9 protein-coding genes and 1 tRNA gene are annotated in these 13,344 nt (G+C 39.4%); 6 read left to right on the top strand and 4 right to left on the bottom strand.

Features of this window, described 5'->3' with window-relative positions; all coding sequences use genetic code 11:
• Positions 1–12 precede the first annotated feature (12 nt).
• Positions 13–1,650: an AAA family ATPase gene (locus tag AM305_RS08950; protein WP_005825173.1), complete on the bottom strand. Its 1,638-nt coding sequence runs from the start codon at positions 1,648–1,650 to the stop codon at positions 13–15.
• Between the two features lie 88 nt (positions 1,651–1,738).
• Here AM305_RS08950 and matP point away from each other — a divergent pair, with 88 nt between their 5' ends.
• On the top strand, positions 1,739–2,185 hold the full coding sequence (matP, locus tag AM305_RS08945) for a macrodomain Ter protein MatP (protein ID WP_005825171.1): 447 nt from the start codon (positions 1,739–1,741) through the stop codon (positions 2,183–2,185).
• Between the two features lie 70 nt (positions 2,186–2,255).
• Here the strand turns inward: matP and ompA are convergent, their stop codons facing one another.
• A complete protein-coding gene (gene ompA / locus AM305_RS08940; protein ID WP_005825169.1) occupies positions 2,256–3,374 on the bottom strand; it encodes a porin OmpA in 1,119 nt (372 codons plus the stop codon).
• 392 nt (positions 3,375–3,766) lie between these two features.
• On the opposite strand from ompA, the gene ydiJ reads away from it, so the two are divergent.
• The 5 genes from ydiJ (at position 3,767) to tilS (ending at position 12,157) form a co-directional block, all read left to right on the top strand.
• Positions 3,767–6,856 carry a D-2-hydroxyglutarate dehydrogenase YdiJ gene (ydiJ, locus tag AM305_RS08935; protein WP_005825167.1) on the top strand — a complete coding sequence of 1,030 codons (3,090 nt, stop codon included), beginning with the start codon at positions 3,767–3,769 and terminating at the stop codon, positions 6,854–6,856.
• A 168-nt stretch (positions 6,857–7,024) separates the two neighbouring features.
• Positions 7,025–7,465, top strand: a complete 441-nt coding sequence (locus AM305_RS08930; protein ID WP_005825165.1) for a PaaI family thioesterase — start codon at positions 7,025–7,027, stop codon at positions 7,463–7,465.
• A gap of 164 nt (positions 7,466–7,629) precedes the next feature.
• Complete coding sequence (gene yidC / locus AM305_RS08925; RefSeq protein WP_005825163.1) at positions 7,630–9,294, top strand: membrane protein insertase YidC; 1,665 nt, start codon at positions 7,630–7,632, stop codon at positions 9,292–9,294.
• A gap of 190 nt (positions 9,295–9,484) precedes the next feature.
• Entirely contained in the window at positions 9,485–10,843 is a 1,359-nt protein-coding gene (gene mnmE / locus AM305_RS08920) for a tRNA uridine-5-carboxymethylaminomethyl(34) synthesis GTPase MnmE (protein WP_005825162.1), read from the top strand.
• Positions 10,844–10,885: 42 nt separating this feature from the next.
• Complete coding sequence (gene tilS / locus AM305_RS08915; protein ID WP_005825160.1) at positions 10,886–12,157, top strand: tRNA lysidine(34) synthetase TilS; 1,272 nt, start codon at positions 10,886–10,888, stop codon at positions 12,155–12,157.
• Here the strand turns inward: tilS and xerD are convergent, their stop codons facing one another.
• Both xerD and AM305_RS08905 read right to left on the bottom strand, forming a co-directional pair.
• On the bottom strand, positions 12,158–13,051 hold the full coding sequence (gene xerD, locus AM305_RS08910; RefSeq protein ID WP_005825159.1) for a site-specific tyrosine recombinase XerD: 894 nt from the start codon (positions 13,049–13,051) through the stop codon (positions 12,158–12,160). It abuts the gene before it with no gap.
• Positions 13,052–13,177: 126 nt separating this feature from the next.
• Positions 13,178–13,253: transfer RNA gene (locus tag AM305_RS08905), tRNA-Trp, on the bottom strand.
• Positions 13,254–13,344 lie beyond the last annotated feature (91 nt).

Genomic DNA, 13,344 nt, shown 5'->3' with positions numbered 1-13,344 from the left:
AAACTTGTCGGATCAGTTACGCTTCCAATAACGATAAAGTTTTTCAAATAAAGAATGCCCAGATTCTGCTTGCTGGTTCTGCTCTATCGTTTGATGAATCAAGCTAAAGAGCGAAGGTTTTTCGCTTTCTGAACGATTTTCTTCATCATAAAATGGTCGATCAAATAAAATGTCTAACGCATCAAACACACTTTCCACTGGCCAGATATTGAACTGCTTATTTTTTACTGCTTCAATCACTTCTGACTTTAAACTTAAATGAGAAACACAAACCGCAGGAATAATAACGCCTTGTTTTCCTGTAAGCGTTCTCGCCTTACATAGATTAAAGAAGCCTTCAATTTTTTGATTAACGCCCCCCACACTCAAGATATTACCAAATTGGTCTATTGAGCCCGTAACCGCTAAAGATTGTTGGATAGGTAATTTTGCCAAACTACTGATTAACACACAGAAAATAGCTAAAGAAGAGCTATCGCCATCAACCTCACCGTAAGATTGCTCAAATGCTAGTGAAGCAGAGAAAGGTAACTGTGTAGGAAATTCTAATAAATTCGCCAAACAGGATTGCGCAATGATAATCCCTTTAGAATGAAGATTTCCGCCGAGCTCAACTTTACGTTCAATATCCGTAATTTCCCCATCGCCATATTGCACATTACAGCTAATACGCAAAGGTTCGCCAAAAGCATGTGGTACGCCATCAAACTCAATCACTGATAAGCCATTAATTTGCCCAATTTCCTCATCATCCGTTTCGATATAAAGTTGGTTAGTCAGTATATCCTGTAAAGTATAGCGACTTAGAACAGCGGACTGCTCCTCTATTTCATCAAAATAGGGGCTGATATTAGAAAAAGCGGTCTGATTTGCGTAAAAATTTGCAAGTCCGGATAAATGCTTTTTCAACAAAGTAGGCGAAATTGAAATCAAATGTTGGCTTTCACTCTCTCGCACGTAATACTGCAATAGTTGTTCGAGTGCGTTAGGCTTAAAGGTTTTGCTAAATCGCTTTTGAGCATAACAACAAACATAGTTTCCCCATTGAGTTAATGTCGCTTCATTGACGTTTAAATAAGATTCAATTTCCGTATATTGAGCAAATTGGTATAAATCATTGTCATATTCGACTAACAATGAAATATCTTCTCGGCTTCCAAGCAACACTAATTTAAATTGTGTTTGAATCGGAGGAAGCAACTTTGGAATATCATTCGCCATATGTTGCTCATAATAACCAAATAATAAAGCCTGCTTTAATTTATCCCATTGCGTGATGTCGAGTAGCAAAGATTTCAGATTTAGAATTAAGATACCTTGCTCCGCAGCTTGAATTGCACCCTCAAGCGTTTCCACCTTATTCTCTTTTTCAAGAAAAAGGCTATATCCAAATAAATGCCGTCTGGTAAACTCTGTTTTAATCACAACCGGCGCAGATTGCTTTTGATGAAAATAATCTCGAATTTCCTCAATATATTCAGGGAAGGATTCTGTTTTCATCACAAGTAATGCGCCAGATTGAGCTTGAATAAATTGCTCGATGGCACGTTGTGCATTTGTTTGGAAATCAAAAAAAGAAACATCTTTAGTCTGCTTATCAAAATGATACGTTAGAGTAAGATCTTGCCAAGCTAAAGGGGATAAAGTCACAAATAAGCCTCATAATAGAAATTTGGTTTATTATACAAAATTCCGCTATACTTGCCTAAAATTCAAAATAGAAAATAAAGAGAATAATATGAGATACCAAAAATTAGAGGCACAAGAAGCAAACTGGAAATGGAAATATTTACTAAAAAAACATCGCGAAGGGGAAAATATTACAAAGTATGCTGAATCAAGTATGATTGAGCTCAAAATCCAGTACCTCACGACATTACAACATCAGCCTGAAGAAATTGAGAAATGGATCAAAAGTGAAATGACGGCTGAACAGCGTAAAAAAATGCGCCAATCTATTCGAGCAAGACGTAAGCGCTTTTTTAATGCAGAAAAACTTTCTACAAAGAAAAAATCGATTGATTTAGAGTATGCGAGTTGGTTACAACTTTCCAAATATGCCAACGAAAAGGAAATGACTTTGTCTCAAGCCGTATTACACCTCATTGATGAGTTAGAGAACAAAGATCTTTACTTAGAACAAGTTTCTAAAATGAAAACGACCTTAAAAGATTTGCTTAAATAGAAAATAGATATAGCAAAACGCCCATCAAATGATGGGCGTTTTTTATATTATCGACTCAAAAGCCACTATATTACATAGTTACTTCTTTTGAACCTTGTACTTGAACTTCTACACGACGATCTGGTGCTAAGCAAGCGATTAATGCTTTACGACCTTTCACTGCATCACATGTGTTGCCAGTTACCGGGTTAGCTGAACCGTAACCTACTGCTGTTACGTTCGCTGCGTTTTGACCTTTAGAAACTAAGTAGTTCGCTACTGTTTCTGCACGACGTTGTGAAAGTTTTAAGTTAGCTGCTTGTTTACCGATACGGTCAGCATAACCATTTACTTGGATTGCCGGGTTCGCTAAACCTAATGCATTAATTTCATTGTTCGCTGCATCTAAAGCTTGTGCTGCTGCCGGTTTTAAGCTTGATTTACCGAATGCGAATAATACATCAGAGCTGAATGAGAAGTTTTTGGTTACTACTTCTGCTGGCGCTGCAACTGGTGCTGCACCTTGACCAAAGCGGTAGCTTAAGCCTGCAGATACTGAGTGTAAGTCTGGGCTAAATTGGTAGTTTGTACCTTGCTTATCTGCTTTACGAGCTGCTTTATCTAAGTTACCTACTTTGTTTACGTATTGATATTCAATACGTGCTGCTAATTCTGGTAAAATTGCATACTCAACACCTGCACCTAAAGTTAAAGATGGTTTTAATGTATGAACTTTAGTACGCTTACCTTTAACCGGTGTAGATTGAACAAAGTAATCATTACGGATTAATGCAACACCTACTTTACCGTAAACGTCTAAGTTAGGAATTACTTCATAGCTTGGTTTTAAGCTTAAGTGAGCACCGTGAGCTGTGTGTTTTGCAGCTACTTTTTCTCTATCTTCACCTGCAAACGTAGTGTTACCACGCGCACGACCGAAGTAGTCATAACCTAATTCAGCTGCTAAACCAAAGTTGTTTTGGTTTAAGATTTGGTAACCACCGAAAACACCGTAAGTTACAGTGTTTTTGTTGATACCGTAACCATTGTTAAGCTTAGGATTTTCTTGGCTTGACTCGAATTGTGTGAAACCGTCACGGAAGTTTGCCCAACCAGCTTTAGCACCTGCGTAGAAAGTGTTAGCTTGTGGAGCTGCTGTTGCTGCTGCTGATGCAGCTAATACTGCTAATGCAACTAATGATTTTTTCATTTTAATGACCCTCTAATTTGTCATCATATTACATAAAAACATTTCAATACCAAATTTAGTATCGAATCTTAACCACGCCTTTCATCTTCTTTTTATAGATGGAAAGACTAAAGAAAGTGAAACTTGAGTAATTTTTATTTAACTACTCTCACTCCATTCTTGTCCTTAAGAAGATGGGCAAGAATATTGCATATTATCTAAGGAAGATTTCCTAAAATCAATGATTTTTTTGTTCAAAATATAAATAAAAATACGTTGCTTGGTGGTTTTTTATACCAAAAACCATTTAATAAACAAATTTTTTCATTTTTTAAATTATATGTTACATTTCTCCACAGAAGAATTTTTTGCTAAGATCAGCCTATCAATTAACTATAATGAAGGAATAAATTATGATTCCTAGATTAACCAATATCCCACAACAAAATCCGCTGGTTCAACGCTATTTAGAAGAACTTACCCGCCAGCATTTTAGCGGCGACATCGCGAGTAGCTATGCTGACCGTTTATCGTTAGCCACCGATAATAGCGTCTATCAACAAATTCCACAGGCGATTTTATTTCCAAAAACAGTATCTGATATTGTTATTCTAACCAAACTTGCTCAAAAACCTGAATTTCAATCCTTAACATTCACACCTCGTGGTGGTGGCACTGGAACCAACGGGCAATCGCTTAATAACAATATTATTATTGATCTCTCACGCCATATGAACCAAATTTTAGAACTCAATGTCGAAGAGCGCTGGGTTCGAGTGCAAGCCGGTGTCGTCAAAGATCAACTTAACCAATACCTCAAGCCTTATGGGTTATTTTTCTCCCCAGAACTCTCCACTAGCAATCGCGCGACTTTAGGTGGAATGATTAACACAGATGCCTCAGGGCAAGGTTCCTTACAATACGGCAAAACCTCTGATCACGTTTTAGCCCTTAAATCTGTGCTAATCAATGGCGAAATTCTAGAAACACAAGCGGTCAAAACGGATAATTTTTTTGCTAATTTAGAACATTTCAATTTATCGCCTTTAGGCAAGCAGCTTCATCAAGAAGTTTTTAGTCGCTGTCGAGAGGTTCGCCCACAGGTACTTACTGAACTCCCACAGTTGAACCGTTTTATTACCGGTTACGATTTAAAAAATGTCTTCAATGATGATGAGAGCGAATTTAACCTCACACGTATTTTGACTGGTTCAGAAGGCTCACTTGCTTTTATCTGTGAGGCTAAACTTAATTTATTGCCTATTCCTAAATATCGCACCTTAATCAACATTAAATATAACTCTTTTGATGCCGCACTGCGCTCTGCACCTTTTATGTTACAAGCAAAAGCGCTGTCGGTAGAAACCGTAGATTCCAAAGTACTCAATTTAGCGAAACAAGATATTGTGTGGCATTCTGTTTCAGATTTGCTGACGGAAGACCCTCACAACCCGATTTTAGGTATCAACATTGTGGAATATGCGTCTAGTAACCAAGCGGAAATTGAGGCGCAAGTTTCTGCCTTGTGTTTGGCACTTGATGAAAAAATGACAAAAAATGAAGCCGGTATTATTGGCTACCAAGTCTGCCACGATTTAGACTCTATCGAGAAAATCTATGCGATGCGTAAAAAAGCCGTAGGTTTACTTGGTAATGCCAAAGGCTGGGCAAAACCTATTGCTTTTGTCGAAGATACAGCTGTACCGCCAGAAAATCTTGCTGATTATATTGTGGAATTCCGTTCGCTATTAGATAGTTACCAGCTCCCCTATGGTATGTTTGGGCACGTAGATGCCGGCGTCTTGCACGTTCGCCCGGCATTGGATTTATGCGACCTTGAACAAGTGAAAACCTTTAAAGCCATTTCAGATCAAGTTGTTGAATTAACCTATAAATATGGTGGACTTATTTGGGGGGAACACGGTAAAGGAATGCGAGCTTACTATGGCGAGCGCTTCTTTGGCGAAAAACTTTGGCGAGAACTACGCTACATTAAACAGCTATTTGATCCGCAAAACCGCCTTAACCCGGGCAAAATCTGTACGCCACTCGAAAGCGATGCTCAACTTTATGCTATCGACTCGCAAATGCGAGCCGATTTTGACCGCCAAATTCCAATCCAAGTGCGTGAAGCATTTAAAGGTGCTATGAATTGTAATGGTAATGGGCTGTGCTTTAACTTTGACGTGCATAGCACAATGTGCCCATCAATGAAAGTGAGTGGAAACCGCCTTTATTCGCCGAAAGGCAGGGCGACTTTAATTCGTGAATGGCTACGTTTATTAGCTGCGCAAAATGTTTCGCCTGAAGATTTAATTTTCAAAGACGAAAAACAAGCGGTCAAATTATCTGATTTTGTTGCAAAAATCCGCAATACGTGGAATAAACGGAGAGAATACGATTTTTCTCACGAAGTTAAACAAGCGATGGACACCTGCCTTGCGTGTAAAGCTTGTGCAAGCCAATGCCCGATAAAAATTGACGTGCCGACCTTCCGCTCACAATTTAATGAGTTATACCACGCTCGTTATTTACGCCCAGCAAAAGATTACGTGGTGTCAAACTTAGAATTTATCGCACCTTATATGGCGAGAGCCCCTAAATTCTTCAACTTCTTTAGCACCAATAAACTAGCGGAAACGGTAGCAAATAAAACGATTGGAATGACTTATTTGCCTGCATTATCTGTGCCGACACTTAACCAACAACTTGTTGAAATCGGTTATCAGGGCGAAACATTAGAGAGCTTAGAACAACAAGCTGCAAGCGGTCATTTTTCTGCAAAAGATTGCAAAACAATGTTGATTGTTCAAGATCCGTTTACCTCTTTTTATGATGCAAAAGTGGTTGCTGATTTCGTACGCCTTGTACAAAAACTTGGCTTTAAACCTATTGTTTTGCCATTTAAGCCAAGCGGGAAAGCACAACACATCAAGGGTTTCTTACGTAAATTTGCCAAAACAGCCCAAAATCAAGCTGATTTTTTAAATCGCATTGCAAGATTAGGCTTGCCGATGGTTGCGGTAGATCCTGCGCTTACCTTGCTTTACCGTGATGAATATCGTGATGTATTAAAAGAAAAACGTGGCAATTTTAACGTTTTATTGGCTCACGAGTGGTTAAAAGAGAATGTTCAAAATGGACATTTTGCTGCATATCAAAAAGCCATTTCAAATAAACAACCGTGGCATTTATTTGCCCATTGTACGGAAGCCACCGAACTACCGGCTTCTACAAAAGAGTGGCAAACGATTTTTGCTCACTTTGGCGAAACGCTTGTAAATGAAAACGTAGGTTGCTGTGGCATGGCTGGTACATTTGGACACGAAACCCGCCATTTAGCGATGTCAAAAGCCATTTATCAACAATCTTGGCAACAAAAATTGCAAAATAAACCGCTTGAGCGTTGTTTAGCAACCGGCTATTCTTGCCGCTCGCAAGTAAAACGAATGGAACATCAAGTCATCAAACACCCTATTCAGGCTTTACTTGAGGTGTTGTAACTTGACGAATTCCCTTCTTTACAAAAGAGGACAACCCCTATACGAGCCGTATAGGGTTACTTAATCTGAGCCGCTCTGCAGCTCTTCCATTCAGCCCCAGAGGGGCTGGGCTTAACGAACCTAGCACGGCTCGTGCTAGGTTGTTTTAACATAAACAAAGGAACAATAATGACATCAATTTGGAAACAAACCGCTAGCGTTGAGCAACTTAATGAATTATGCCAAGGTAACGCCGTTGGACATTTGGGCATTGAATTTACTGAAATTGGCGAAGATTGGATTGAAGCTCAACTTACCGTCAATGAAAAGACAATGCAACCATTTGGCGTATTGCACGGTGGTATTTCTGCTACGTTGGCTGAAACTGTTGCAAATGCAGGCTCACTTCTTGTTTGCGAAGCAGATCAAATCGCCGTGGGTATGGAATTAAACATCAGCCACTTAAAATCAATCAAACATGGTCATAAAGCAATAGCACGAGCGTATCCCCTTAAGCTCGGACGAGAAATTCATGTTTGGCAAATTGATACAAAAGATGAACACGGACATTTGTGTGCAACCGCCCGCCTCTCAACGAAAGTCTTAGAGAAACAACCTAAAGCCGAATAACCTGATCAAGCGGTTAAATTTTTGAGATTTCGCAAGAAATTTAGAAAATCTGACCGCTTAAGCATATAAAAAGCATGAAAAGCAATAAAAGGCGGTTGGATCTCCCTCCAACCTATTATAAAATGCTTTTCTTTTATCCACTTACCTAAACAAGAGAAATTCCTATGAATTCAAATCGTAGTTTATTGGTCGTTGGCTTGTTATTGGTTTCTTTTTTGCTATTTACCCAATGGCAACAAGATTTCAATCCTGAAATTCAGGCGCAAAAACAAGCTCAAATTCAAGCTCAACAACAATCAGGCGATGTGCCTGCGGCAACGTCACAAACTCAAAATGTGGCTGAGTCCAATAGCAAAGGAAAAACGATCACCATTGAAAGTGATGTGTTACGCCTAACAGTTGATACACTAGGCGGTGATGTGATTGATTCAGATTTATTAAAACATCACGCAGAGTTACATTCAAACACCCCATTTGAATTATTACAAGACAATAGCAAAGTACTGTATGTTGCTCAAAGTGGTTTAATCGGTAAAAACGGTATTGATACTAATAATGGTCGTGCCCAATACCAAACCACGGCAGACAGCTTTAAACTTGCTGAAGGTCAAAATGAAATTTCTGTGCCTTTAACATTTGAAAAAGATGGCGTAGTCTATACCAAAACTTTTACGTTAAAACGTGGTAGCTACAATGTCGGTGTTGATTTCAACATTAAAAATAATTCTGCAGAAGTAGTGGAAGTTCAGCCTTACGGTCAATTAAAACACACTTTAGTTGAAAGCTCTGGCAGTTTAACGATGCCAACTTATACGGGCGGTGCTTACTCTTCCTCAGAAACTAACTATAAAAAATACTCTTTCCAAGAAATGGCTGATGAGAAAAAACGTAAAGCTGAACAAGGCATTGCGAACGGTGGTTTATCTATCGAAAGTAATACCGGTTGGGTAGCAATCTTACAGCACTATTTCGTTTCAGCTTGGGTTCCACAACAAGATAAACCAATGACAATTTACACTCGTGTTTCTGATAATGGTGTAGCGACTATTGGTTACCGTGGTGCATTAACTTCTGTGGCGCCAAATAGTGATGCAACCATTTCTACACACCTTTGGACGGGGCCGAAAGATCAAAAAGAGATGGCAGAAACAGCCGCTCATTTAGATTTAACGGCTGACTATGGTTGGGCGTGGTTTATTGCTAAACCGTTATTCTGGTTATTAACGCAGATTCAAAAACTTGTGGTGAACTGGGGCTTGGCAATTATTTGTGTAACGATTGTGGTTAAAACCTTGCTTTATCCTTTAACCAAAGCGCAATACACTTCAATGGCAAAAATGCGTATGTTACAGCCACGTATCCAAGAAATGCGTGAGCGTTTCGGCGATGATCGCCAACGTATGAGCCAAGAGATGATGAAGCTCTACAAAGAAGAGAAAGTAAACCCTATGGGCGGTTGCTTACCAATCTTAATCCAAATGCCGATTTTCATCGCATTATATTGGACATTTATGGAAGCAGTAGAATTACGTCACGCACCATTCTTTGGTTGGATTCAAGACTTATCGGCTCAAGACCCTTATTACATTCTTCCACTTTTAATGGGTGGTTCAATGTTCTTATTACAAAAAATGTCACCAACACCTATTGCTGATCCAGTGCAACAAAAAGTGATGACATTTATGCCGGTTATGTTTACTGTATTCTTCTTATGGTTCCCATCAGGCTTGGTACTTTACTGGCTAACATCAAACTGCATTACCATTGTACAACAATGGTTAATCTACCGTCAGTTAGAGAAAAAAGGCTTACATACCCGTAAGAAATAATTAACCTATTCCGAAAAGCACGTTCATTGAGCGTGCTTTTTTCTTTGTTAAAATCTCTCAAACCTCATCAGCTTGTAAGTAGCCATTCTTACAAACGCTGTACCTAAATTTCTGCTATAATGCACGCCAAACAAGCGGTCTATTTTCGGAAAAATCTTACGACTGCAATACTATTAGACAGGATAATTCAATGAAAGAAACCATTGTGGCGCAAGCCACACCAATCGGACGAGGCGGCGTGGGGATTTTACGTGTCTCTGGTCCTCTTGCCAATGAAGTTGCCAAAGCGGTTGTCGGCAAAGAACTCAAACCTCGCTTAGCAAACTACTTGCCCTTTATGGATACGGACGGCACTGTTTTAGATCAAGGGATTGCTCTCTTCTTTAAAGCACCAAATTCATTTACCGGCGAAGATGTCCTTGAATTACAAGGACACGGCGGTCAAGTAATTTTAGATTTGTTACTCAAACGCATTTTGGCGGTAAAAGGGGTTCGTATTGCCCGTGCAGGCGAATTTTCTGAACAAGCCTTTTTAAATGACAAATTGGATTTAGCTCAAGCAGAGGCAATCGCTGATTTAATCGATGCAACTAGCGAACAAGCTGCTCGTTCGGCACTTAAATCTTTACAAGGTGAATTCTCTAATAAAGTAAATGAGCTGGTAGATTCTGTTATTTATTTGCGCACTTACGTAGAAGCAGCGATTGACTTCCCTGATGAAGAAATTGACTTTCTTGCCGATGGTAAAATTGAAGCAAAATTAAATGACATCATTACGCAATTAGCGAATGTTCGAAAAGAAGCAAAACAAGGCTCTATTCTACGTGAAGGCATGAAAGTCGTGATTGCAGGCAAACCTAATGCTGGCAAATCGAGCCTATTAAATGCACTTGCCGGTCGTGAAGCAGCTATTGTGACCAACATTGCTGGTACAACACGTGATGTCTTACGTGAGCATATTCACATTGATGGAATGCCTTTGCACATTATTGATACCGCTGGTTTACGAGACGCTAGTGATGAAGTAGAGCGCATCGGTATTCAGCGAGCGTGGGATGAAATTGCTCAAGCCGATCACGTTTTATTGATGATTGATAGTAGCGAACAGCAGGCAGATGTTTTCAAAACAGAATGGGCAGAATTCTTAGCAAAATTACCTCAAAACATTCCTGTTACCGTTATTCGTAATAAAGTCGATTTATCAGGCGAAAGCGAAGGGCTTGAGCAACAAGACGGTTTTACCCTTATTCGCTTATCGGCACAAACGAAAGTCGGTGTAGATTTATTACGTGAGCATTTGAAACAGTCTATGGGTTATCAAAGCTCAACGGAAGGAGGCTTCCTTGCACGCCGCCGTCATTTACAAGCCTTAGAAACTGCTGCAGAGCATTTAGAACGTGGGCACGTTCAGCTTACTCAATTCTTTGCCGGCGAATTACTGGCAGAAGAATTACGTATGGTACAAAATGCACTGAGCGAAATCACGGGGCAATTTACCTCTGATGATCTGTTAGGGAATATTTTTAGCTCATTTTGTATTGGTAAATAACATTTAGGGCATCAAGAATGCCCTCTACTACACAGCGTCATTATGTCTTCACTACCGACTTTACTTCAACAACTTCGAGCTCAAATAGCCCTTCATTTCCCTACGCAAAAACGTTTTTTAGTCGCTTTAAGTGGAGGCATAGACTCTGTTGTTCTTCTTTATCTTTTAAATCAACTTAAACTAGAACTTCGAGCAATACATATCCATCACGGTTTAAGCCCTAATGCGGATCAATGGGTTACATTTTGCCAACACTATTGCCAGCAACACGCTATTCCATTGTGTGTTAAATATGTTCAAGTTAATGGTAAGAAAGGCATTGAAGCAGAAGCACGTGAAAAACGCTATCAAGCAATCCGTGAAGTACGGGAGCATAATGAAGTTGTTGTTACGGCACATCATCTTGATGATCAAGTTGAAACATTCTTGCTCGCATTAAAAAGAGGAAGTGGCGTGAAAGGGCTTTCCGCTATGCAAGTGGTAAATTTTTCGCAAAATTTTCCCATTTTCAGACCGCTTCTTGCTATTAGTAAAAATGATATTCTAACTTACGCGAAAAGCCAAAATCTAAGCTGGATTGAAGATGAAAGCAATCAATCTACAGATTATGATAGGAATTTCTTACGACATAAGGTATTACCCGTGCTAAATGAGCAATGGACGCAATTTAACCGAATGGTTGCGAGAAGTTGTGAGCATCTTGCTAATCAGCAACAACTTTTAGATGAACTACTCTGTGAAGAATTAGCAAAATATAGAGATGGGCAAACGCTCGTTATTCAAGATTTTGCAAGCTTAGCGAAAATAAAGCAACAAGCATTGCTCAGGCTTTGGTTCTCAGAACAACAAATGTTAATGCCTTCAACGGTACAGCTCGAACAAATTATTCAGAATATTATTCTTGCTAAAGGGGATAAAAACCCAGAAATTCAGTTAGGCGATAAAATGTTAAGACGCTATCAGAACCGTTTGTTTATTACGCCCATTTATACGCCGGTTACAGCCTTCTCAAAAGAGATTCTGCAACAAGAAACCATTATTCTACCGAATGAATTAGGCCGCCTCATTCGCTCTAAAGATGAAATTATTTACCAAACAGCATATAAAATTGACCGCTTGCCGCTCTCTGAAGCGTTACAACAAGAAAAGCTCTTTGTTCATCTAAAGTATCAGGGAAAAATCAAAGAAGACGGTAAAACATATCACGAAGAAATGAAGAAAATTTGGCAGAAATATCAAATTCCTGTCTGGGAAAGAGAACGAACCCCTCTCATCCTAAAAGGGGATATATTGCTCAAAGTTTTTAAAAGTTAATTAACCACGAGGATGATATTTCTCGTGCAAGGATTTTAAACGAGCTTTTGCTACGTGCGTATAAATTTGTGTTGTGGATAAATCACTATGACCTAAAAGCATTTGTACAACCCGTAAATCAGCCCCGTGATTAACCAAATGCGTGGCAAAAGCGTGGCGTAAGACGTGTGGCGATAATTTTTCACTATCTATACCAGCCAAAACAGCATAATGTTTTATGCGATGCCAGAATGTTTGGCGAGTCATCATCTGCCCTCGTTTACTTGGGAAAACAACATTCGAAGGTTCATTATTTAATAAAATCCCCCGTCCGTACTGAAAAAACTCTTGGATCCAATAGCTCGCTTCTTCGCCAAGTGGAACTAGGCGCTCTTTATCGCCTTTACCAATAATACGAACAACACCCTGTCTTAAGCTCAAATTTTCCGTTGTTAAAGAGATCAACTCGGTAACTCGTAACCCTGTTGCATACAGCAATTCCAACATCGCTTTATCACGTAATTCAATCGGATCGAGCGGATTAGGACACTCTAACAAATCCATTACCTGCTCTTCATTCAATGTTTTAGGTAGCCGAGAAGGTTTACGTGGCGAAATCAGCATTGCCGTTGGATCATCTTTACGGTAATTCTCTAAATATAAAAACCGGAAGAACTTACGTAGACAGCTTAACATTCGTAGAGAACTGCTCGCTTTATAACCCTGATCAAAACGATAGCCTAAGAATTCTTGTAAGGTGTGGTGATCTACTGTTAAGAAAGCTCGTGGTTCATCCAACCATTCCGTGAATAAACTTAAATCTAAGCGATAGGAAGAAACGGTATTATCAGATAGCCCGTGTTCTTGCCATAAGGTATCAAGAAATTGCTCAACAATCGGGTCAAGAGAAGGCACAAGTTTGTTCATATAAGCGGTAAAATTATTATAAAAATTTGCAAAATTCTAACATAAAAGTAAACATAAAATTTTACCCAAAACGAAAAAAACCGACTAGCTTTCGCTAATCGGTTTCTTAAATAATGGCAGGGGCGGAGAGGCTCGAACTCCCAACACCCGGTTTTGGAGACCGGTGCTCTACCAATTGAACTACGCCCCTATATGTCATTTCATATAGCTAAAGCGAGTATTTAACTCGCCTTACTTGATTAAGTGGCGGAACGGACGGGACTCGAACCCGCGACCCCCTG

The organism is Actinobacillus minor NM305, assembly GCF_000175195.1.
In the GTDB taxonomy this organism is placed as follows: Bacteria; Pseudomonadota; Gammaproteobacteria; order Enterobacterales; family Pasteurellaceae; genus Haemophilus_A; species Haemophilus_A minor.
The sequence above is the reverse complement of the archived record's forward strand: the minus strand, read 5'-3'. Positions and strand labels throughout refer to the sequence as shown.